Origin of the sequence: Pseudomonas sp. 58 R 3 (assembly GCF_900006605.1) — a bacterium.
Lineage (GTDB): Bacteria > Pseudomonadota > Gammaproteobacteria > Pseudomonadales > Pseudomonadaceae > Aquipseudomonas > Aquipseudomonas salomonii.
In genome coordinates this window covers 224700-246889 of record NZ_CVTT01000038.1, presented here as the reverse complement: position 1 = coordinate 246889, position 22190 = coordinate 224700, and the positions used below count along the sequence as shown (strand labels likewise).

The following is a 22190-nucleotide window of genomic DNA, read 5'->3' as shown; positions in this document are numbered from 1 at the left end:
CGGCCCAGGCTTATTTCCGACTTCCTTATTTCGTCCAAGGCAATTGACATGACCGACATTCAGAATAAGAACTACATCATTGCCCTCGATCAGGGCACTACCAGTTCGCGGGCGATCATCTTCGACCGGGACGCCAACGTGGTCTGCACCGCCCAGCGTGAATTCGCTCAGCATTACCCGCAAGCCGGCTGGGTCGAACATGACCCGATGGAAATTTTCGCCACCCAGAGCGCGGTAATGGTTGAAGCCCTGGCACAAGCCGGCCTGCACCATGACCAGGTCGCCGCCATCGGTATCACCAACCAGCGTGAAACCACCGTGGTCTGGGACAAGATCACCGGCCGCCCGATCTACAACGCGATCGTGTGGCAGTGCCGCCGCAGCACCGAGATCTGCCAGCAGCTCAAGCGCGACGGCCACGAGCAATACATCAGCGACACCACCGGCCTGGTGACCGACCCGTACTTCTCCGGCACCAAGCTCAAGTGGATCCTCGACAACGTCGAAGGCAGCCGCGAGCGTGCGCGCAACGGCGAACTGCTGTTCGGTACCGTCGACAGCTGGCTGATCTGGAAATTTACCGGCGGCAAAACCCACGTCACCGACTACACCAACGCCTCGCGCACCATGCTCTTCAACATCCACACCCTGGAGTGGGATGCGAAGATGCTGGAGATCCTCGACGTGCCGCGCGAAATGCTGCCGGAAGTGAAGTCCTCCTCGGAAATCTACGGCCGTACCAAAAGCGGCATCGCCATCGGCGGGATTGCCGGTGACCAGCAAGCGGCGCTGTTCGGCCAGATGTGCGTGGAAGCCGGCCAGGCCAAGAACACTTACGGCACCGGTTGCTTCCTGCTGATGAACACCGGCGACAAAGCCGTGAAATCCAAGCACGGCATGCTCACCACCATCGCTTGCGGCCCACGTGGCGAAGTGGCTTACGCCCTCGAAGGCGCGGTCTTCAACGGTGGCTCCACCGTGCAATGGCTGCGTGACGAGCTGAAAATCATCGCCGACGCCACCGACACCGAATACTTCGCCGGCAAGGTCAAGGACAGCAACGGCGTGTACCTGGTGCCCGCCTTCACCGGCCTGGGCGCCCCGTACTGGGACCCGTATGCCCGTGGCGCGCTGTTCGGCCTGACCCGTGGCGTGCGTGTGGACCACATTATTCGTGCCGCCCTGGAGTCGATTGCCTACCAGACCCGCGACGTGCTGGACGCCATGCAACAGGACTCGGGCGAACGCCTCAAAGCCCTGCGTGTGGACGGCGGCGCGGTGGCCAACAACTTCCTGATGCAGTTCCAGGCCGACATCCTCGGCACCCAGGTCGAGCGCCCGCAAATGCGCGAGACCACGGCACTTGGCGCCGCGTACCTGGCAGGCCTGGCCTGCGGTTTCTGGGGCAGCCTGGACGAACTGCGTGGCAAGGCCGTGATCGAGCGCGAATTCGAACCACAGCTTGATGAAGCCGCCAAAGAGAAGCTCTACGCCGGCTGGCAAAAAGCAGTCAGCCGCACCCGCGACTGGGAACCGCACGAAGGCGCTGAATAAGCCAACCGCCGGACCCATATCGGGTTGTAACTGGCGGGGAGTCGATTGCTGCGGCATCATGGGCCACTTTTGTATGGCAGCCCAAAGGACGCCCCATGAATCTGCCTCCCCGCCAACAACAAATCCTCGAACTGGTGCGCGAACGCGGCTATGTCAGTATCGAGGAGATGGCGCAGCTATTCGTTGTCACCCCGCAAACCATCCGCCGCGATATCAACCAGCTGGCGGACGCCAATCTGCTGCGCCGCTACCACGGCGGCGCGGCCTATGACTCCAGTGTCGAAAACACCGCGTACGCCATGCGGGCCGACCAGATGCGTGACGAAAAACAACGCATCGGCGAAGCGATTGCCGCGCAAATCCCTGACCACGCCTCGCTGTTTATCAATATCGGCACCACCACCGAGTCCATCGCCCGTGCGCTGCTCAATCACAACCACCTGAAAATCATCACCAACAACCTCAACGTCGCGACCATGCTCAGTGCCAAGGACGACTTCGATGTGCTGTTGACCGGCGGCAACGTGCGCCGTGACGGCGGTGTGGTGGGCCAGGCGAGTGTCGACTTTATCAACCAGTTCAAGGTCGACTTTGCCTTGGTGGGCATCAGCGGCATTGATGAAGACGGCAGCCTGCTGGACTTCGATTATCAGGAAGTCAGGGTTTCCCAGGCGATCATCGCCAATGCACGCCAGGTGATTCTGGCGGCGGACTCAAGCAAATTCGGGCGCAATGCCATGATTCGCTTGGGGCCGATCAGTCTGGTGGACTGCCTGGTGACCGATCAGCAGCCAGTGCCGGCACTTGTTCAGTTATTGAATCAGCATAAGGTTCGGTTGGAAGTGGTTTAGCGCCTGCACTGGCGCCTTCGCGAGCAAGCCCGCTCCCACAGTTAACCGCATTCTCATGCTGGAACTCGGTCAACTGTGGGAGCGGGCTTGCTCGCGAAGGCGATTTAACCAGCCCCCCTTCTATTGAGCCTTCCCCCGGCTCATGTTCACAATTCTTCCTTTCCCCACCCTTCGATGAGTTTTTTCAATCGAAGTCAGGTGGCTGCGCGCGCGTTTATCAGCTACCATTTTCGCAAATGAACATTAATGTTCGAATTCCAAGACGAAAAGATCGCGAGGCTAGCCGATGAACCTTTCCACCTTGCCTGCTCCACCGCTTGCCGAAGTCTATGATGTCGCCGTAATTGGCGGCGGGATCAATGGCGTCGGCATTGCAGCAGACGCAGCCGGGCGCGGTTTGTCGGTATTCCTTTGCGAAAAGGACGACTTGGCCAGCCACACCTCTTCGGCCAGCAGCAAGCTGATCCACGGTGGCCTGCGCTACCTCGAACATTACGAATTCCGCCTGGTGCGCGAGGCGCTGGCCGAACGTGAAGTGCTGCTGGCCAAGGCCCCGCACATTGTCAAGCAGATGCGCTTTGTCTTGCCGCACCGCCCGCACCTGCGCCCGGCGTGGATGATTCGCGCGGGCCTGTTCCTGTACGACCACTTGGGCAAGCGTGAAAAACTCGCCGGTTCCAAGAGCCTCAAGTTCGGCCCCGACAGCCCGCTGAAAAGCGAAATCACCAAAGGCTTCGAATACTCCGACTGCTGGGTCGATGACGCACGTCTAGTCGTGCTCAACGCCATGGCCGCCCGCGAAAAAGGCGCGCATATCCACACCCAGACCCGTTGCGTCAGCGCACATCGCAGCAACGGCATGTGGGAAATGAACATGGAGCGCGCCGATGGCAGCCTGTTCTCGATCCGCGCCCGCGCCTTGGTGAATGCCGCCGGCCCGTGGGTCGCCAAGTTCATCAAGGAAGACCTGAAGCTGGACTCGCCTTACGGCATCCGCCTGATTCAGGGCAGCCACTTGATCGTGCCGAAACTTTACGAAGGTGCGCATGCGCACATTCTGCAGAACGAAGACCAGCGCATCGTCTTCACTATTCCGTACCTGAACCACCTGACCATCATCGGCACCACCGACCGTGAGTACACTGGCGATCCGGCGAAGGTTGCGATTACCGAAGGTGAAACCGACTACATGCTCAACGTGGTCAACGCGCACTTCAAGAAGCAGCTGAGTCGCGACGACATCGTGCACACCTACTCCGGCGTGCGCCCGCTGTGCAACGACGAATCGGACAACCCGTCGGCCATCACCCGCGACTACACCCTGTCACTGTCTGGCGGTAAGGGTGAAGCGCCGATCCTGTCGGTGTTCGGTGGCAAGTTGACCACCTACCGCAAGCTGGCCGAGTCGGCGATGGCGCAACTGGCGCCGTTTTTCACGCAGATGCGCCCAAGCTGGACTGCCACGGCGAGCCTGCCGGGCGGCGAAGACATGACCACGCCAGAAGCCCTGGCCGAAGCGATTCGCGCCAAGTTCGACTGGGTACCCAGCGAGATCGCACGCCGTTGGTCCACCACGTACGGCAGCCGTACCTGGCGCTTGCTCGAAGGTGTGCAATCGTTGGCTGACTTGGGCGAGCACCTGGGTGGCGGCCTGTACACCCGCGAAGTCGATTACCTGTGCGCCGAAGAATGGGTGACGCAACCGCACGATGTGCTGTGGCGCCGCACCAAGCTGGGCTTGTTCACCACACCGCAAGAGCAGGACAACCTGCAGCGTTACCTGTCCAAGGTTGAGCAAAACCGCGCAAAGATTGAAGCGGCCTGATCGCAGGCCGTAACCAGAAGCCCCTGCACCGCAAGGTCCAGGGGCTTTTTTATGTCGCGAGTGCCAGGCGCTGATAACGCAGGCCCATGTCTCGAATCGCGCTGGACGCCGCGCTCAGCAGCACCGGATAAGCCGCCTGCAGAAACCCCTGCGTCGCCGTCGCCAGCGCACGCTCAAGCCATACGCAAGCCTGGGCTTCATCGCCCTCTGCCACCAACTCCGCAGCATGGTTGTACTGCCCGCGAAAATCTCCGGCCTCGGCCGAGCGCTGATACCACGCTTTGGCCAGGCGCAGATCCTTGGGCACCACCACACCTTCATGGTGGAAACGCCCCAGCAGGTTCATCGACTTGGCGTGGCCCTTATCCGCCGCCTGCGCAAACAGCGCATACGCCGCGCCCAGGTCACGCTCCACACCGCGCCCGCAGGTGAGCAATTGCGCGTAGTTGTACAACCCCCAATCCAGGCCCAGGTCGGCGGCGTGTCGGTAATGCTGCGCGGCATCCGCCAGATCGATGGCGCAGCCCCAGCCATTCTCCAGGCAGCGCCCGATCATGTTGATCGCCATGGGGTGGCGCTGGCGTGCGGCGATGCGAAACCAGGTCAGCGCCAGCGCCTCATCCTTCTGCACGCCACGGCCGTCGAGCAACAACTGCGCCAGTGCTGCCTGCGCGTCGGCATCGCCCAGTTGCGCGGTATGCATGACCCAACGTGCATAGGCGCGTGGGTTTTTACCGATATTCGACGGATCGCTCTGCATGGCAGCCCTGTATTGCGATCGAGAACCGCAAAAGTTTCATGAATTATTTCGTTACAAACTATTACATTTGAGATCCTTTATCAATTACGATCGCCTCTCACTTTCACTCACACGAGAATAATCAATGGCTACCGGGATCAGTTCTGCCCCCCTTTCATCGCGGCATTTGCTCGCGTCGGCGGTGGGTTTGGCAGTGGCTGCGCAGGGAGGATTCAGTTATGCGGTGGAGACTGCAGCAGATGACGGCACGGGCGTAATCCAGCTCGGCGCGACCAGTATCGAAGGTCAGGCGCCGAGCCAGAGCACTTACAACCCCGCCGCTCCCTCATCCCCCAAGTACACCGAGTTGCTGCGCGATACGCCGCAGACCATCACGGTGGTGCCCAAGGAAGTCATCCATGACCAGAACCTGCTGACCCTGCGCGATGTGCTCAGCACCGTGCCCGGCATCACCTTTGGTGCCGGCGAAGGCGGCAGCGGTTATGGCGACAGCATCAACCTGCGCGGCTTCTCGGCCAGCGGCGACATCTACGTCGACGGCGTGCGCGACAGCGCGCAATACAGCCGCACCGACCCGTTTAACCTGGAACAGGTCGAAGTGGTCAGCGGCGCAAGCTCGGTGTACTCGGGTTCCGGTGCAGTCGGCGGCACCATCAACCTGGTGACCAAGCAACCTGAGCTGCGCGATAAAACCACGATCAGCGCCGGTATCGGCACCGACAGCTACAAGCGCCTCACCCTGGACACCAACCAGCAACTCAACGACACCACCGCCTTCAGGTTGAACCTGATGGCCCATGGTAACGACGTGCCGGGCCGCGATTATGAAGATTACTCGCGCTGGGGCATCGCGCCCTCTATTGCCTTCGGCCTGGGCACGCCAACCCGCGTCACCGTCAGTTATGAGCATCAGAAAGACGACAACACGCCGCAATACGGCATCCCGATCTACAACGGCAAACCGATGCCGGGCGTGGGCTGGAGCGACTACTACGGCTACCACAACATCAATGACCAGCAAATCACCTCGGACGCGTTCAGCCTGAAGCTTGAGCACGACTTCAACGACGCCGTCTCGGTGCGCAACTTCACCCGCGTCGAGCGCGTGCGCCAAGACCTGCGCGCCTCCGGCCCCGAAGGCGCCCAGGCCGGCTGCCTCGCCACCGGCACCCAGATCACCGGCGCCCCGTGCACGGGCGGGCTCAAACCCGGCTACTTCCAGCCAAGCGGCGGCTCGCTGGGTAACGAGCGCAACACCCAAAACAAGATGTTCACCAACCAGACTGACGTGACCAGCCACTTCAGCACCGGTTTCGTCGAGCACACATTGGTCACCGGCATCGCCATCAGCCGCGAGGAATACGAGGCGGACACCGGCAAATGGCTGACCAACGCCAACGGCAGCACCCTCGTGCCGCCACCGGTCAGCTTCAGCGACCCGAACTCGGAATGGAACGGCCCGGTCAACTTCACCCGTGCCGCGCATATCGACGGTGCGCTTAACAACCGCGCCGCCTATGCCTTCGACACGCTCAAACTCAGCCCGCAATGGGAAATCAACGGCGGCCTGCGCTACGAGCACAACGCCGGCAGTTCGGTGACCAACGCCTACTCCAGCACCGGCGTGGAAACCCCTGGCGGGCGTTTCGGCCAAGCGGATGACCTGACGTCCTATCGCCTGGCGCTGGTGTACAAGCCGGCCGAAAACGGCAGCATCTACATTGCCTACGGCAACAGCAAGACGCCGTCCCAGGCCAGCGTGAACGGCAGTTGTTACACCCCGGCCAAGAACAACACGGCGGCCATCAACAACTGTAATGTCTCGCCGGAAACCGCGGTCAGCTACGAAATCGGCACCAAGTGGGACTTCTTCGACAACGCCCTGTCGATCACTGGCGCAGTCTTTCGCAATGACCGCACCAACTACAAAGTCGCCAGCAATGACCCAACCAACCTGAGCGGAACGCAATCGCTCGACGGTAAGGCACGTGCGGACGGCGTTGCATTGGGTCTGAGCGGCGCGATCACGGACAAATGGAAGGTCTTCGCCAACTACACCTACCTCGACACCCGCGTGCTGCGCAGCGCCAGCGACTTCACCCTGGCAAGTACCGGCTTCGACGCGCAGAAAGGTGAACCGCTACCGTTCACGCCAAAACACGCGGCCAGCCTGTGGACGGTGTACGACCTGCCGTATGACTTCCAAGTGGGCTACGGCATCACCGCGCAATCCAGGCAGTACCTGGTCAGCGCCGCCGGGGCACCGACTGCGCCTGGCTACGCGGTACAGCGTGCGATGCTCGGGTATAAGGTCAATAAACAGCTGAACCTGCAGTTGAACGTCAACAACCTGTTCGACAAGCAATACCTGACGCGCATCCGCAACAACGGTTGGGCCGTGCCGGGTGATGGGCGTGCGGCGGTGGTGTCGGCGGACTACACCTTCTAAGAGCGGATCTCGGTCAAAAATGTGGGAGCGGGCTTGCTCGCGAATGCGGTGGATCAGTTAAAGCTGTATTGACTGACACTGCGCATTCGCGAGCAAGCCCGCTCCCACATTTGGATCTCCATCTATCCGCATCAAGCATTCGGTTTTCCGAACGCCAAACCCCACCCTATTCGGTTTGCCGGACCGAAGCGTTACAAATCCCTCGTAACACAAAGTTAATCTCCTTATAAATCAACCAAATAACCTTTTATTTCCGGTATGGCACGACTCATGCTCTACACTCCCTGACGATTGCCTGAGGCGCCTTAGGAGCCGTCATGGGCAGTCGCAGTACAAAGAGAGCCACTTAGCAGGCTTCATAAAAAAAACAAATGTCGAGGAAGTATTGATGCGCATCGTTCCCCATATCCTGGGCGCAGCTATCGCTGCTGCTCTGATCAGCACTCCAGTTTTCGCCGCCGAACTCACCGGCACACTGAAGAAAATCAACGACTCCGGCACCATCACCCTCGCTCACCGCGACAGCTCCATTCCGTTTTCCTACATCGCTGATGGCTCGGGCAAACCCGTGGGCTACTCCCACGATGTTCAGTTGGCTGTGGTAGAAGCCCTGAAAAAAGACCTGAACAAGCCCGACCTGAAGACCAAGTACAACCTGGTGACTTCGCAGACTCGTATCCCGCTGATCCAGAACGGCACTGCGGACCTTGAGTGCGGCTCCACCACCAACAACGCCGAACGCGCCCAGCAAGTTGATTTCACCGTCAACATCTTCGAAATCGGCACCCGTCTGCTGGTCAAGAAGGACAAGGATGGCAAGCCGTCCTACGCTGACTTTGCCGACCTGAAAGGCAAAAACGTCGTGACCACCGCCGGCACCACGTCCGAGCGCATCATCAAAGCGATGAACGCCGACAAGCAGATGGGCATGAACGTCATCTCCGCCAAAGACCACGGCGAATCCTTCCAGATGCTCGAAAGCGGCCGTGCCGTTGCGTTCATGATGGACGACGCCCTGCTGGCCGGCGAAGAAGCCAAGGCCAAGAAGCCGGACGACTGGGTCATCACCGGTACTCCGCAGTCCTTCGAAGCCTACGCGTGCATGGTGCGTAAAGACGACCCGGCCTTCAAGAAAGCCGTGGATGACGCCATCGTCGCCCTGTACAAATCCGGCGAGATCAACAAGATCTACAGCAAGTGGTTCGAGAGCCCGATCCCACCAAAAGGCCTGAACCTGAACTTCCCGATGAGCGAAAAGGTTAAGGAGCTGATCGCTAACCCAAGCGACAAGCCAGCCCCCGACGTAAAAATCTGATACCTGACTAAGCTTATGTCCTGAGGGAGCCAACCCTCCCTCAGGCGTCTGTTACTACCTGCTGGCTTTAATGTGGAACACTCGACCTGGCGGTTTTCGAGCCGATCGCGTGTGCCTGGCGTTCACCGTCAGGCGGGAAAGGATCTTCCCCAAGCAGGTGCTTGTACATCGATCGATCTCGAGGGGAGACCCTAATGAATTACAACTGGGACTGGGGCGTGTTCTTCAAGTCCACGGGCGTTGGCAGCGAGACTTATCTCGACTGGTACATCGCCGGTTTGGGCTGGACCATCGCCATCGCTGTCGTGGCATGGATCATTGCCTTGTTGCTTGGCTCCATTCTGGGCGTCATGCGCACCGTGCCAAACCGTCTCGTAGCGGGCATCGCGACCTGCTACGTGGAACTGTTTCGTAACGTGCCGCTGCTGGTGCAGTTGTTTATCTGGTACTTCCTGGTGCCCGATATGCTGCCGCAGAACCTGCAGGACTGGTACAAACAAGACCTCAACCCGACCACCTCGGCCTACCTGAGCGTTGTCGTGTGCCTGGGCCTGTTCACCGCCGCCCGTGTGTGCGAACAAGTGCGTACCGGCATCCAGGCGCTGCCACGTGGCCAGGAAGCTGCGGCGCGTGCCATGGGCTTCAAGCTGCCGCAGATCTACTGGAACGTGCTGCTGCCCCAGGCCTACCGCATCATCATTCCGCCGCTTACCTCGGAATTCCTCAACGTGTTCAAGAACTCCTCCGTGGCGTCCTTGATCGGCTTGATGGAACTGCTGGCGCAAACCAAACAGACCGCCGAGTTCTCGGCCAACCTGTTTGAAGCCTTCACCCTGGCCACGTTGATCTACTTCACCTTGAACATGAGCCTGATGTTGCTGATGCGCGTGATCGAGAAGAAAGTCGCGGTGCCCGGCCTGATCTCCGTGGGGGGTAAATAATGGACTTCGATTTCAGCGGTATCATCCCCGCCATCCCGGGCCTGTGGAACGGCATGGTCATGACCTTGCAGTTGATGGTCATGGGCGTGGTCGGCGGCATTGCGCTGGGTACGGTCCTGGCGCTGATGCGCCTGTCGTCCAGCAAACTGCTGTCACGCCTGGCCGGCGCCTACGTGAACTACTTCCGCTCGATCCCGCTGCTGCTGGTGATCACCTGGTTCTACCTGGCGGTGCCGTTCGTGTTGCGCTGGATCACCGGCGAAGACACCCCGATCGGTGCGTTCACCTCCTGCGTCGTGGCCTTCATGATGTTCGAAGCCGCGTACTTCTGTGAAATCGTGCGGGCCGGCGTGCAGTCGATTCCCAAGGGCCAGATGGGCGCAGCCCAGGCGATGGGCATGACGTATGGCCAGACCATGCGCCTGATCATCCTGCCCCAGGCGTTCCGCAAGATGACCCCGTTGCTGCTGCAACAGTCGATCATCCTGTTCCAGGACACCTCGCTGGTCTACACCGTGGGCCTGGTGGACTTCCTCAACTCCGCCCGCTCCAACGGCGACATCATCGGCCGCTCCAATGAGTTCCTGATCTTTGCCGGTGTCGTCTACTTCATCATCAGCTTTTCCGCCTCGCTGCTGGTCAAGCGTCTGCAAAAAAGGTTTGCCGTATGATCTCTATCAAGAACATCAACAAGTGGTATGGCGACTTCCAGGTGCTGACCGATTGCAGCACTGATGTCAAAAAAGGCGAAGTGATCGTGGTGTGCGGCCCATCGGGTTCGGGCAAATCCACCCTGATCAAGTGCGTCAACGCGCTGGAACCGTTCCAGAAGGGCGACATCGTGGTCGACGGCACCTCCATCGCCGACCCGAAGACCAACCTGCCCAAACTGCGCTCGCGCGTGGGCATGGTGTTCCAGCACTTCGAGCTGTTCCCGCACCTGACCATCACCGAAAACCTGACCATCGCGCAGATCAAGGTGCTGGGCCGCAGCAAGGAAGAAGCCACCAAAAAAGGTCTGCAACTGCTTGACCGTGTGGGCCTGTCGGCACACGCCCACAAGCATCCGGGCCAGCTCTCCGGCGGCCAGCAACAGCGTGTGGCCATTGCCCGCGCCCTGGCCATGGACCCGATCGTCATGCTGTTCGACGAACCGACCTCGGCACTCGACCCGGAAATGGTCAACGAAGTGCTCGACGTGATGGTGCAACTGGCCCACGAAGGCATGACCATGATGTGCGTGACCCACGAAATGGGCTTCGCGCGCAAAGTGGCCGACCGTGTGATCTTCATGGACGCCGGCAAGATCATCGAAGACTGCCCGAAAGAAGAGTTCTTCGGCGACATCAGCGCCCGCTCCGAACGCGCGCAGCACTTCCTTGAGAAAATCCTGCAGCACTAAGCCCTACATAGCTCCCACATTGGACCGAGCAGGCCGGCAAGCTCTGGTTGACCCAAGGCATCTGTGATGAAATGCGACCCCAACCAATTTCGCGCCGCACCGCCATCACTTGCCGTGAAACCTCGTCTGATTCGCCAACTGTTCCTGCCGCCGTTGATCATCGCCCTGATGATCGGCCTGGGTTACATCGGCTTCTGGGTCAGTGAGTACTATGGCATCCGCACCCTCAGCGACAACGGCGAGCGCCAGCTCGAACTGCATGCCCGCACCGTCGAAAGCGAGCTGAGCAAATACACCTACCTGCCCAGCCTGCTGGAGCTGGAATCCAGCGTCTCCAGGCTGCTGGCCGACCCGAGCCAGGAAACCCGGCAAACGGTCAACGGTTACCTCGAAGGCCTGAACCGACGCAGTCGCAGTCGGGCCATCTACGTGATGGACACCACCGGCCGCGTGCTGGCCACCAGTAACTGGCGCGATGCCGACAGTTACCAGGGTGAAGACCTGTCCTTCCGTGCCTATTTCCAAAATGCCGTGCGCGGCCAGCCCGGCCGTTTCTATGGCATTGGCAGCACCAACGGCGAACCCGGTTACTACCTGGCCCACGGCCTCGAAGAGCATGGCAAGATCATCGGCGTGGCCGTAGTCAAAGTGCGCCTTGAAGCCCTCGAAGAACGCTGGCAACGCGCGCGTCTTGAAGCCTTTGTGAGCGACGAAAACGGCATCATCATCCTTTCCAGCGACCCGGCCCGGCGCCTCAAGGCCGTGCGCCCGCTGAGCGATGACACCAAGGAACGCCTGGCCCACAGCCTGCAATATTACTGGGCAACCTTGAACGAGCTGGAGCCGTTGGCCCGCGAGCGTCTCAACGAAGGCTCCGAGAAACTCACCTTCCCGGCCAACAGCGAAGTGGTCAACGACGAGCGTGAAGTCAGCTACCTGGCCCAGACCCGCCCGCTCAGCGACACGCCGTGGAACTTCACCCTGCTGACCCCGCTTAACGACCTGCGCCGCGCCGCGATCAATCAGGGCATTCTGGTGGCGGTCGCCTTTGGCCTGGTCGCGTTCCTGCTGATCGCCTGGAACGAGCGGCGCAAAGTCATCGCCACCCGCCTCGCTGCGCGCGAAGCCTTGCAGGAAGCCAACAGCCAGCTGGAACGACGGATTGCCGAACGCACCGCCGACCTGCGCGCCAGCAACGAACGGCTCAAGGGCCAGATCCGTGAACGCCGCCAGGCCGAAGAAACCCTGCGTCGCGCCCAGGACGAACTGGTGCAGGCCGGCAAGCTGGCCGCCATCGGCCAGATGTCGACCAGCATTGCCCATGAATTGAACCAGCCGCTGGCGGCATTGCGCACGCTGTCGGGCAACACGGTGCGCTTCCTCGAACGTGGCGCCCTCGACACCGCCAGCGCCAACCTCAAGACCATCAACGAGCTGATCGACCGTATGGGCCGCATCACCGCCAGCCTGCGCTCGTTTGCCCGGCGCGGTGATGACCAGGGCGAAGCCAACCTGGGCAAAGCCGTGGACGCCGCCTTCCAGGTGCTGGGCGCGCGCCTGGACGGCTTGCCATTGACCGTGCACCGCGACTTCGCCCCCGCCCGGCTGCAGATCGACCAGACCCGCCTGGAGCAGATCCTGGTCAACCTGATCGGCAACGCGCTCGATGCGATGCAAGCTCAGCCGACCCCCGAACTATGGTTGGACGGCCAGGGCACCGACGGTAAATACCGTCTGCACGTGCGCGACAATGGCCACGGTATCGACCCCGAAGCGCGCAAACATTTATTCGAACCGTTCTTCACCACCAAACCCGGCGAACAAGGCCTGGGCCTGGGCCTGACCCTCTCCGCCAGCCTGGCGGCGGCCACCGGCGGCAACCTCGCCGTGGAACACCCGGCCAGTGGTGGTACTGCCTTTGTCTTGTGCCTGCCGTTGGTGGGCACCCAAAAAGCTGAGTCGACATGATGAGTACCGATCCTAAAGACCTCACCGTTCTGATCGTCGAAGACGACCCCCATGTGCTGCTCGGCTGCCAGCAAGCGCTGGCGCTGGAAGACATTCACAGCGTGGGCGTGGGCAGTGCCGAGGAAGCGCTCAAGCGCATCGGCGAGAACTTTGCCGGCATCGTCATCAGCGACATTCGCCTGCCAGGCATCGACGGCCTGGAGCTGCTGACCCGCCTCAAGGCCCTGGATAAAAGCCTGCCGGTGGTGCTGATCACCGGCCATGGCGATATCTCGATGGCAGTCGGCGCCATGCGTAACGGCGCCTACGACTTCATGGAAAAACCCTTCTCCCCCGAACGCCTGGTCGATGTGGCGCGCCGCGCCCTTGAGCAACGTGGGCTGGCACGGGAAGTCTGGTCGCTGCGCCGCCAACTGGCCGAGCGCGACTCGCTGGAAGGCCGCATCATCGGCCGCTCGCCCGCCATGCAGAACCTGCGCGAGCTGATCGCCAACGTCGCTGACACCTCGGCCAACGTGCTGATCGAAGGCGAAACCGGCACCGGCAAGGAACTGGTCGCGCGTTGCTTGCACGATTTCAGCCGGCGCCACGACCACCAGTTCGTTGCCCTGAACTGCGGCGGCCTGCCGGAGAACCTGTTCGAAAGCGAAATATTCGGTCACGAAGCCAACGCCTTTACCGGCGCGGGCAAGCGGCGTATCGGCAAGATCGAACACGCCCATGAGGGCACGCTGTTCCTCGACGAAGTGGAAAGCATGCCAATCAACCTGCAGATCAAGCTGCTGCGCGTGTTGCAGGAACGCACCCTGGAACGCCTGGGCTCCAACCAGAGCGTGGCGGTGGATTGCCGGGTGATTGCCGCGACCAAATCCGACCTTGACGAGCTGAGCCGCGCCAGCCAGTTCCGCAGCGACCTGTACTACCGCCTTAATGTGGTGACCCTGGAATTACCACCGCTGCGCGAGCGCCGCGAAGACATTCTGCAGTTGTTCGAACACTTCCTGCAGCAGTCCTCCTTGCGTTTTGACCGCAGTGTGCCGGAGCTGGACAACCAGACCGTATCGACCCTGATGAGCCACGACTGGCCAGGCAACGTGCGTGAACTGCGCAACGTCGCCGAACGCTTTGCGCTGGGCTTGCCGGCCTTCAAGAAAAGCGGCGCCGGCAGCAGCAATCACGGCCTGGCCTTTACCGAAGCGGTGGAAGCCTTCGAGCGCAACCTGCTCAACGATGCCCTGCAACGCAGCGGCGGCAACCTCACCCAGGCGAGCCTGGAACTGGGCATGGCCAAGACCACGCTGTTCGACAAGGTCAAGAAATACGGGTTGAGCCACTGATGGACTTACTACTGAAAGCCGCCCTGGGCGCGGCGGTGGTGCTGATCCTGGCGGCGCTGGCGAAGACCAAAAACTACTACATCGCAGGGCTGGTGCCGCTGTTTCCGACCTTTGCGCTGATCGCGCATTACATCGTCGGCAAGGGCCGTTCGCTGGACGACCTGAAGACCACCATCCTGTTTGGGATGTGGTCGATCATTCCGTATTTTGTGTATTTGGCGACACTGTACGTGATGGTCGACCGCATGCGCCTGGAGGCGTCACTCGCCGTGGCGGCGGTGGCGTGGCTGATGGCGGCGACCGTGCTGGTGAGCGTGTGGGTACGCATCCACGCCTGACACACCTCAACCTGATCGTTCCCACGCTCCGCGTGGGAATGCCGCTTGTGACGCTCTGCGTCACGCTTCGGGACGCGGAGCGTCCAGGGCTGCGTTCCCACGCAGAGCGTGGGAACGATCGGCATCAAACACTTTCAGCGGATGATCTTCTCGACCTGAATCCCCAGCTTCTTCAGCCGATACCAGAAGCTGCGCTCGGAAATCCCGATCTTCGCCGCCGCCGCAGCCTGCACGCCATTGCTCTCGTTCAGCGCCGCCATGATGTAGGTTTTCTCAACCTCAGCCAGCGCCGCATCCAGGTCGGCAGGCACGCCCGGTGTGTCGCCCAGCAGCGCCGTAACGCCGTCCTCGGCAGGCTTGGACGCAAACAGGTAAGCCGGCAGGTCGATGTCTTCGATCACCGGCGAAGCCGCCACGATGGTCGCCCGCTCTACACAGTTTTGCAGCTCACGGATATTGCCCGGCCAGTGGTAAGCCGCCATCGCCTGCAATGCCTCGGGGCTGAAGCCGGTGATGCGTTTGCCCGCAGTAGCACTCAGGGTCTGGGCGAAGTGGCGAGCCAGGGGCACGATGTCTTCGGCGCGCTCGCGCAGGGCCGGCAACGGGATTGGGAATACATTGAGGCGGTAATACAGGTCTTCGCGAAACTCTTTATTGGCCACCGCATCCAGCAGGTTTTTGTTGGTGGCGGCGATCACACGCACATCCACCTTGCGCTCGCGGGGGTCGCCCACCGGCTCGATCACGCGCTCCTGCAAGGCCCGCAGGATCTTGGCCTGCAACGCCAACGGCATGTCGCCCACTTCATCCAGAAACAAAGTGCCCTGGTCGGCCTGCATAAAGCGCCCTACCCGGTCGGCCACGGCGCCGGTAAAGGCGCCTTTGCGATGGCCGAACATCTCGCTTTCCAGCAAGCCTTCGGGAATGGCCGCGCAGTTGACCGCCACGAACGGTTTGTCGGCGCGGCTGCCATGTTTGTGAATCGCTCGCGCGACCATTTCCTTGCCGGTGCCGCTCTCGCCGGTCAGCAGGATGGTGGCGTTGCTGTCGCGTACCGAATCGACCGCGTGCAGCACCTGGCGAAACGCCGGGCTGTCGCCCACCAGGCTGTCGAACTGCGCATGGTGATCCAGCTCGGCGCGCAGGCGTGCGTTGTCGCGCATAATGTCGCGAAACTGCAAAGCCTTGGCCACAGTGATGTCCAGCTCGTCGATATCGAACGGCTTGGCAATGTAGTCATAGGCGCCGTTGCGCATCGACTGCACGGCGTTTTTTACCGTGCTGTAGGCGGTCATCACGATCACCGGCAACTCCGGGAAGCGCACTTTTATCTCGGCCAGCAGCGCCGGCCCGTCCATGCCCGGCATGCGCCAGTCGCTGATCACCAGGTCGATGTCTTCCTGCTCCAGCACCTTGAGCGCGTGCAGGCCGTTGCCGGCGGTAAACACCTGGATGCCATTCTGGCTCAAGGCCGATGACAGCAAGTCGCAGAGCTTGGGCTCGTCGTCGACTACCAATACGTTATGCGTCATGAACTTCCTCATCGTCGCCGTCGTCTTCGCCATGGGCCGGAATGTACAGGCTGAAGGTGGCGCCGGCATCTTTCTCACTGGCACATTCGATGCTGCCGTCGTGACTTTCCATGATCGAATAGACTTTAGCCAGCCCCAGGCCCGTGCCCGAGGCCTTGGTGGTGACGAATGGTGTGAAGATGCGCTCGATCATATCGGCCGGAATGCCTTGGCCGGTGTCGGCGATGCTGATCACCGTATTGCCGTCCACGCTGCGAATGCCCAAGGTCAGGCGCCCGCCGCCGGGCATCGCGTCGATGGCGTTGAGGATCAGGTTCAGGCACGCCTGCTTGAGTTGCTTGGCATCGGCATAGATCGTCGCGCCGGGCGACTGGTCATCGATGTGCGAATCGATGTTATGGGTGGCCAGTTCCGGGCTGCAAAAGCCGAGGATTTCTTCCACCACCGGGCGCGCCGCCTGCAACACACGCAGGGGCGGATTGGGCTTGGCGAAATCCAGAAACTCGGTGATCAGGTCGTTGATGCGGCTGACTTCGCTGATCACGTATTCCAGGTGGCGCTTGTCGGTGTCCGGCAGGTCAACTCGGCGGTGCAACAATTGGGTGGCGGTCTTGATGATGCCCAACGGGTTGCGAATCTCGTGGGCCAGGCCCATGGCGACCTCGCCCAACGCATGCAGCCGGTCACGACGGCGCAGTTGAGCTTCAAGGTGATGCAACTCGCCCAGGCGCTCGGTCATGTGGTTGAAGGTGCTGCTCAGTTGCGCCAGCTCATCGCCGCCGGTGACCAACACGCGATGCTCGTAATTGCCCGAGATCACCGCGTCAACGCCCTGGGATAAATCGCGCAGCGGTTTGGTCAGGCGGCGTGACACCAGGACCCCTGCGCCCAGGGACAACGCCGAACTCAGCAGGAATATCAGCACGAACAGGTTGCTCTGGTTCACCAGCCCCACCAGGCTGGTGTGACGCAACAGGCCGCTGAAGATCACGCCTTGCAGTTCGCCGGAGTCATTGAAGATCGGCCAGTACAAACCGCTGTAGTTATTGGTGAACTGCTCGCTCGGCTGCTTGGTGGCGCGCATGGCGGTTTCGACATTCTTCGGGATGCGCGAAGGGTGGTTTTCAAAACGCTGGGTCGAGAATATCTCGGAAAACCCTTGGGGGTTGGCCAGGTACAGGCGCAGGTCGAGGGAATGCACATCGGCCACGCTGGTGAGGAAACTGCTGTCCAGGTACGTGGCCACCAGCAGCAGGTAATCGACGCCCTCCTGGGTGGTTTCGAATGTGGAGACCACCAGGCCTGTGGTCACGCCGGCCACTTGCACGGTCTGCAATACCGCGTTGCTGGTCAGGTTGATCTGCTTGACCACATCGTCGGCGGCGGTGCTGAACACCACTTTATGGTCACTCACGCGAATCAGCGCGACCACATCGATATCGGTGGCGTCGGCGATGTCGGCGGTCAGGCGGTCATGCTTGGCCGCTTGCTTGCTCGACGGCGGCGCGGTGTAGCGCAGGAACAGTTTGGCCATACGCGCGTTGTCATGCAGGATGTCGCCGATTTCGTCCTTGACGATCTTGGTCGATTCTTGCAGCCAGATGCGCACGTTGCTGTCGAAAATCTGCGACAAGGTGGTCGCCGCCAGTTCGGCCGCGATCATGGTCGGGATAACGCTGACCAGCCAGAACGCCAGCACCAGCTTGCGCTGGACGCTCCAACGCGAAATGGCAAAGGGGCGGGCTTTTTGGCGGGTCTTGGTGATCATCAGGTTTCGCTTATCGCAGCAGCCATGGCAGGGTCGGATCGATCCGGTCTTATATACATTTTCACGAGCTTGAGCACGCTGTTGACCAGCCGGTTACGGTGACGGAAGAACATGCTGTTGCCCCGGAACTCACAGCCCAGGCGCAGCTTACTGGCATAACCCTCCTGTCCGCACTCGTACAGCGGGATCTTGTGTGCAATACAGTAGTCGACATTGGTCAACCAATAGCGAAAGTACAAACTGTATTCACGGGTGAATTCACGGTCATGCCCGAAAAACTTATCGACCAGGCGGTGCTCGTCCAACAGCACCAGGTTGAACGCTACCAGCCGCTCATCCACCCAGTAAAGAGCACAGACCGCACGCCCTTGCAGCCGTTCCAGGATGCCGGTGAAGTAACTCGCCGGCAGGCGTTCGAACTGCAAATCGGCGCGGCTGAGCGTGTCTTCGTACAGGCGCATCACCTCAGGCAACACATCATCAATCCTGTGCCGCCACTCGACCCGTGGGCCTGGCGCGCGCAACTTGCGGCGCAGGTCTTTGCGGGTCGCCTTGCACAGCGAGCCGAGGTAGGCGTCCACCGAGCCGTAAGGCACCGTCAGCCAGCCACTGGGCAAGCTTGGCATGCTCTGAAAGCCCGCCTGGCGGCAATTGTCTGCCCAGTCGAGGTCATTGGTCGGCACGTCTTTGACCGCCACCAGGCCAATCCCGAAGGTATCGGCGTCCTGGCGGGCCGCCTCCAGCAAGTGCTTGATCAGCAGCGGGCGCTGCTCCTGGTGCACGTGACTGGCGATACCCGCGTCGCAACGCTCGGCCACCGGCGAACCGATGGCGTACAACTGCAAGCGCAAAACACCCGGGCACAGTCGCTCCAGGCGCTCGGTAAAGCGCTTGCCGGCGCCCGACACCGTGGTGTCGAGGCGATAATAAGTGATGAACGCGGGGGCAACGGCCACCAGCGTTTCATCGTCGTAGACGGCCAGGTAACGCCACTTGAAATCATCGATCGCGGCGTTTTCCACGGCGACGTAAAAATCCCAATCCTCCAGGGCTGCGGGAAAGCAGTCATTCCAGGCGCAACGCGGGATGGCCCGGATAGTCGAGAAGGCTTGGGCGGTAATCACGTCTAGTCCTTAGGCTGATGCCCGCTGTCGATAATCCACGGGTGCCTGTACAGCCGGGGCGGCGTGTTGCTCGACAAATTCTGCACTCAACTCGATCACCCGGCGGTATTGCAGGTCGACGGTGATCATGTGGTAGCAGTTATCCAGCAGAATCTTGGTCACCGGGCCACCGAGGTGGCGTTCCACGTAATCGGCGTTCCAGCGGCTGGTGATGTCGTCCTCGATGGAGTGCAACACCAGCGCCGGTACCTTGATCTCGGGCATGCGCTTTTTGACCACGGCGTTCATGCGGTGCAACTCGCGCACCGTGATGCCTTCCATGGTCAGCAAACCGGCCTCGCTGCTTTCGCCTTCCTTCATCTGACGCTCAACGATCGCCCGCAGGCGCTCGTTCTTGATGCCGTAAGGCGGCTTCTCTTCGAAGCGGCAGATGTGCACGCCGAACGGGATCTTCATCAGCAACGGCGTCAAAAACGCCAGCTTGTTAATGCTCCAGCCGTCGTACTTCAAGGTGGTCGAATACATCAACAGCCCGGCCACTTGCCCTGGGTGCTCGGCGGCCACATACATGGACATCACCGCGCCCATGGACAAGCCACCGACAAACACCTGTTCGTGGCGCTGCTTGACCTGCGCAAAGGTCTTGCGCACGCCTTCGTACCAGTCCAGCCAGCCGGTGGCCTGCAGGTCGCTGTTATCGCCGCAGTGCCCAGCCAGTGTGGGCACGTACACCGTGCAGTTACCGGCTTTGGCCAGGCCTTTGGCGACCTGGCGCAATTCCGTCGGGGTGCCGGTCAGGCCGTGGATCAACAGGATCCCGACCGGACCTTCACCGAGAACGAAGCCGGCATCACCTTCACCGAGGTCGATCCCGATGCTTTTTAACTCAGGAGCATTCACCGCTTGGTCGCTCGCACCAGCAACTGCTCAAGGAGTTTCAGGCCCAGGTCGATTTCCGGGTAGCTGATTTCCAGGGACGGTGCCAGGGTGATCACGTTTTTGTAGTAGCCGCCCACGTCGAGGATCAGGCCGAGTTTCTGGCCATCCACGATCATGTCGCCCTTCATGCCTTCTTCGACCATGTAGTCCAGGGTCGCCTTGTCCGGCGTGAAGCCATCCGGGCCGCAGATTTCGCAGCGCAGGGCCAGGCCCAGGCCGTCGACGTCGCCGATGATCGGGAAACGTTTCTGCAGGTCTTGCAGGCCTTCCAGGAAGTATTTGCCCTTGGCCATAACCATCGCGCCGTAGTCGACTTCGCTGGTCATCTTGAACATTTCCAGGCCTACCGCCGTACCCAGTGGGTTGGAGGCGAAGGTGGAGTGGGTCGAACCTGGCGGGAACACCTTCGGGTTGATCAACTCTTCACGGGCCCAGATGCCGCCCAGCGGGTTGAGGCCGTTGGTCAGCGCCTTACCGAAGACGATCACGTCCGGCTGCACGTCGAAGTGCTCGATCGACCACAGTTTGCCGGTGCGGTAGAAGCCCATCTGGATTTCGTCGGACACCATCAGGATGCCGTGCTGATCCAGCACTTGCTTCAATTCGCGGTAGAAGTTCATCGGCGGGATCACGTAGCCGCCGGTGCCCTGGATCGGCTCGACGTAGAACGCTGCGTATTCGCACTGGTTGGTTTTAGGGTCCCAGACGCCGTTGTATTCGGTCTCGAACAGACGCGCGAATTGCTGCACGCAGTGGCTGCCGTACTCTTCTTTGGTCATGCCTTTAGGGCCGCGGAAGTGGTACGGGAACGGGATGAAGTTGGCGCGCTCGCCAAAGTGGCCGTAGCGGCGACGGTAGCGGAAGCTCGAGGTGATCGACGAAGCGCCGAGGGTACGGCCGTGGTAACCGCCTTCGAAGGCGAACATCAGGCTCTTGCCGTTGGAGGCGTTACGCACCACTTTCAACGAGTCTTCGATCGACTGCGAACCGCCGACGTTGAAGTGCACGCGACCGTCGAGGCCGAATTTGTTCTTGGCGTCGACTGCGATCATTTCCGACAGCTCGATTTTGCCTTTGTGCAGGTACTGGCTGGCGATTTGCGGCAGGGTATCGATCTGCTGTTTCAGCGCGTTGTTCAGGCGCGGGTTGGCGTAGCCGAAGTTAACGGCCGAGTACCACATTTGCAGGTCGAGGTAGGCCTGGTCTTCGGTGTCCCACACGTAGGAGCCTTCGCAACGGCTGAAAATACGCGGCGGCTCGATGTAGTGAACGGTGTCGCCGTAGGAGCAGTATTTGGCTTCTTTATCCAGAAGAATCTGGTCTTCGGCGGTAGCGATACGAATATCAGACATGGTGGAAGAGTTCCTGATTTTCAACAGAGAGGTCGGCGGCAAAGGCGCCGGAGTTAGCGGCGATGCCTTGTGGCAAAGCGGTCAGCAATGCGGGCAGTTCGGCAAAGGTGTCGAAGCGCGCATGGGGAATATTGTTGGCTTCGCAGTACTTGGCGAGACTGCCTTTGGCGAAGACGAAGTCGGCGGTTGAAGCCACGCACATGTCGGACTTGCCGTCGCCGATCACCAGCACGCGCTTGTTGCGCGGCGTGGATTTGCACTTGCAGTTGCCGGAGGCGGCGCGGCAGGCATCGCTGGAGTACGGGAAGTCGATGCGCCAGCTGTTCTGGTCGACCTGGCGCAGGCGGTTGGCAAGGATCGGCAGCAAGGTCACGTAGTTGCGCGACAGGATGCGCGCGATGCCTTGCTCGATGCCGTCGCTGACCACTTCGATGGTCGCGCCCAGGCCCATGACGTGATCGACGAAGTCCGGGAAGTCCGGGTCGATCTCAACGCTGTCGAAGTACGCCAGCAGTTCAGCCGGGGTGGCTTTGATCAGCGCCAGTTGACGGCTCAGGCATTCGCGGGAACCGATATGCCCATCCAGCCATTCCTGTTCGATGGTTTCCCACTCAGGGCCGGCGAAGCGCTGGAGGACGTTGTCGATGACGTCGGTGGGGGTGATGGTCCCGTCGAAGTCGCACACGATATGCCACTGGATCATTGCGTTTACCTGGAAGAGGAGCGCTCTGTGCG

At 60.9% G+C, this 22190-nt stretch carries 18 protein-coding genes; 11 read left to right on the top strand and 7 right to left on the bottom strand.

What is annotated here, in order from left to right; genetic code table 11:
• The first annotated feature begins 48 nt into the window (after window positions 1-48).
• The 3 genes from glpK (at window position 49) to glpD (ending at window position 4230) form a co-directional block, all read left to right on the top strand.
• A complete protein-coding gene (glpK, locus tag BFP92_RS06845; protein WP_017137034.1) occupies window positions 49-1554 on the top strand; it encodes a glycerol kinase GlpK in 1506 nt (501 codons plus the stop codon).
• Window positions 1555-1649: 95 nt separating this feature from the next.
• On the top strand, window positions 1650-2405 hold the full coding sequence (locus tag BFP92_RS06840) for a DeoR/GlpR family transcriptional regulator (protein WP_010212755.1): 756 nt from the start codon (window positions 1650-1652) through the stop codon (window positions 2403-2405).
• 286 nt (window positions 2406-2691) lie between these two features.
• Window positions 2692-4230 (top strand): glycerol-3-phosphate dehydrogenase, encoded by a 1539-nt coding sequence (glpD, locus tag BFP92_RS06835; RefSeq protein ID WP_065928905.1) that lies wholly within the window; start codon window positions 2692-2694, stop codon window positions 4228-4230.
• Window positions 4231-4279: 49 nt separating this feature from the next.
• On the opposite strand, the gene BFP92_RS06830 is transcribed toward glpD, so the two are convergent.
• Window positions 4280-4990, bottom strand: a complete 711-nt coding sequence (locus BFP92_RS06830) for a tetratricopeptide repeat protein (RefSeq protein WP_065928904.1) — start codon at window positions 4988-4990, stop codon at window positions 4280-4282.
• Between the two features lie 124 nt (window positions 4991-5114).
• Here BFP92_RS06830 and BFP92_RS06825 point away from each other — a divergent pair, with 124 nt between their 5' ends.
• The 8 genes from BFP92_RS06825 (at window position 5115) to BFP92_RS06790 (ending at window position 14740) form a co-directional block, all read left to right on the top strand.
• On the top strand, window positions 5115-7439 hold the full coding sequence (locus tag BFP92_RS06825; RefSeq protein ID WP_065928903.1) for a TonB-dependent receptor: 2325 nt from the start codon (window positions 5115-5117) through the stop codon (window positions 7437-7439).
• 388 nt (window positions 7440-7827) lie between these two features.
• Complete coding sequence (locus BFP92_RS06820; RefSeq protein ID WP_065928902.1) at window positions 7828-8754, top strand: glutamate/aspartate ABC transporter substrate-binding protein; 927 nt, start codon at window positions 7828-7830, stop codon at window positions 8752-8754.
• A 194-nt stretch (window positions 8755-8948) separates the two neighbouring features.
• Complete coding sequence (locus tag BFP92_RS06815) at window positions 8949-9695, top strand: amino acid ABC transporter permease (RefSeq protein WP_017137031.1); 747 nt, start codon at window positions 8949-8951, stop codon at window positions 9693-9695.
• Window positions 9695-10366: an amino acid ABC transporter permease gene (locus BFP92_RS06810; protein ID WP_017137030.1), complete on the top strand. Its 672-nt coding sequence runs from the start codon at window positions 9695-9697 to the stop codon at window positions 10364-10366. Before BFP92_RS06815 ends, BFP92_RS06810 begins: the two co-directional genes overlap by 1 nt.
• The gene (locus tag BFP92_RS06805) at window positions 10363-11097 is read left to right on the top strand and encodes an amino acid ABC transporter ATP-binding protein (protein WP_017137029.1); all 735 of its coding nucleotides are present in this window, start codon (window positions 10363-10365) and stop codon (window positions 11095-11097) included. Before BFP92_RS06810 ends, BFP92_RS06805 begins: the two co-directional genes overlap by 4 nt.
• Window positions 11098-11163: 66 nt before the next feature.
• Window positions 11164-13065, top strand: a complete 1902-nt coding sequence (locus tag BFP92_RS06800; protein WP_065928901.1) for a two-component sensor histidine kinase AauS — start codon at window positions 11164-11166, stop codon at window positions 13063-13065.
• Window positions 13065-14402 (top strand): two-component response regulator AauR, encoded by a 1338-nt coding sequence (locus BFP92_RS06795; RefSeq protein WP_065928900.1) that lies wholly within the window; start codon window positions 13065-13067, stop codon window positions 14400-14402. Before BFP92_RS06800 ends, BFP92_RS06795 begins: the two co-directional genes overlap by 1 nt.
• Window positions 14402-14740, top strand: a complete 339-nt coding sequence (locus BFP92_RS06790) for a GlpM family protein (protein WP_065928899.1) — start codon at window positions 14402-14404, stop codon at window positions 14738-14740. The genes BFP92_RS06795 and BFP92_RS06790 overlap by 1 nt, the downstream gene beginning before the upstream one ends.
• 134 nt (window positions 14741-14874) lie before the next feature.
• Here the strand turns inward: BFP92_RS06790 and BFP92_RS06785 are convergent, their stop codons facing one another.
• The 6 genes from BFP92_RS06785 to BFP92_RS06760 are packed head-to-tail and all read right to left on the bottom strand — an operon-like array spanning window position 14875 to window position 22158.
• Entirely contained in the window at window positions 14875-16272 is a 1398-nt protein-coding gene (locus tag BFP92_RS06785) for a sigma-54-dependent transcriptional regulator (protein ID WP_056858830.1), read from the bottom strand.
• Complete coding sequence (locus BFP92_RS06780) at window positions 16262-18040, bottom strand: sensor histidine kinase (RefSeq protein ID WP_065928898.1); 1779 nt, start codon at window positions 18038-18040, stop codon at window positions 16262-16264. Before BFP92_RS06780 ends, BFP92_RS06785 begins: the two co-directional genes overlap by 11 nt.
• Window positions 18040-19164, bottom strand: a complete 1125-nt coding sequence (locus BFP92_RS06775) for a GNAT family N-acetyltransferase (RefSeq protein ID WP_065928897.1) — start codon at window positions 19162-19164, stop codon at window positions 18040-18042. The genes BFP92_RS06780 and BFP92_RS06775 overlap by 1 nt, the downstream gene beginning before the upstream one ends.
• A gap of 9 nt (window positions 19165-19173) precedes the next feature.
• Entirely contained in the window at window positions 19174-20064 is an 891-nt protein-coding gene (locus BFP92_RS06770; protein WP_065928896.1) for an alpha/beta hydrolase, read from the bottom strand.
• The gene (locus tag BFP92_RS06765; protein ID WP_017137021.1) at window positions 20061-21455 is read right to left on the bottom strand and encodes an aspartate aminotransferase family protein; all 1395 of its coding nucleotides are present in this window, start codon (window positions 21453-21455) and stop codon (window positions 20061-20063) included. Before BFP92_RS06765 ends, BFP92_RS06770 begins: the two co-directional genes overlap by 4 nt.
• The gene (locus BFP92_RS06760; protein ID WP_065928895.1) at window positions 21448-22158 is read right to left on the bottom strand and encodes an MtnX-like HAD-IB family phosphatase; all 711 of its coding nucleotides are present in this window, start codon (window positions 22156-22158) and stop codon (window positions 21448-21450) included. Before BFP92_RS06760 ends, BFP92_RS06765 begins: the two co-directional genes overlap by 8 nt.
• Window positions 22159-22190 lie beyond the last annotated feature (32 nt).

Coding starts and splice junctions, on each gene's coding strand:
- glpK (WP_017137034.1), top strand. CDS start 49: ATGACCGACATTCAGAATAAGAACTACATCATTGCCCTCGATCAGGGC.
- BFP92_RS06840 (WP_010212755.1), top strand. CDS start 1,650: ATGAATCTGCCTCCCCGCCAACAACAAATCCTCGAACTGGTGCGCGAA.
- glpD (WP_065928905.1), top strand. CDS start 2,692: ATGAACCTTTCCACCTTGCCTGCTCCACCGCTTGCCGAAGTCTATGAT.
- BFP92_RS06830 (WP_065928904.1), bottom strand. CDS start 4,990: ATGCAGAGCGATCCGTCGAATATCGGTAAAAACCCACGCGCCTATGCA.
- BFP92_RS06825 (WP_065928903.1), top strand. CDS start 5,115: ATGGCTACCGGGATCAGTTCTGCCCCCCTTTCATCGCGGCATTTGCTC.
- BFP92_RS06820 (WP_065928902.1), top strand. CDS start 7,828: ATGCGCATCGTTCCCCATATCCTGGGCGCAGCTATCGCTGCTGCTCTG.
- BFP92_RS06815 (WP_017137031.1), top strand. CDS start 8,949: ATGAATTACAACTGGGACTGGGGCGTGTTCTTCAAGTCCACGGGCGTT.
- BFP92_RS06810 (WP_017137030.1), top strand. CDS start 9,695: ATGGACTTCGATTTCAGCGGTATCATCCCCGCCATCCCGGGCCTGTGG.
- BFP92_RS06805 (WP_017137029.1), top strand. CDS start 10,363: ATGATCTCTATCAAGAACATCAACAAGTGGTATGGCGACTTCCAGGTG.
- BFP92_RS06800 (WP_065928901.1), top strand. CDS start 11,164: ATGAAATGCGACCCCAACCAATTTCGCGCCGCACCGCCATCACTTGCC.
- BFP92_RS06795 (WP_065928900.1), top strand. CDS start 13,065: ATGAGTACCGATCCTAAAGACCTCACCGTTCTGATCGTCGAAGACGAC.
- BFP92_RS06790 (WP_065928899.1), top strand. CDS start 14,402: ATGGACTTACTACTGAAAGCCGCCCTGGGCGCGGCGGTGGTGCTGATC.
- BFP92_RS06785 (WP_056858830.1), bottom strand. CDS start 16,272: ATGACGCATAACGTATTGGTAGTCGACGACGAGCCCAAGCTCTGCGAC.
- BFP92_RS06780 (WP_065928898.1), bottom strand. CDS start 18,040: ATGATCACCAAGACCCGCCAAAAAGCCCGCCCCTTTGCCATTTCGCGT.
- BFP92_RS06765 (WP_017137021.1), bottom strand. CDS start 21,455: ATGTCTGATATTCGTATCGCTACCGCCGAAGACCAGATTCTTCTGGAT.
- BFP92_RS06760 (WP_065928895.1), bottom strand. CDS start 22,158: ATGATCCAGTGGCATATCGTGTGCGACTTCGACGGGACCATCACCCCC.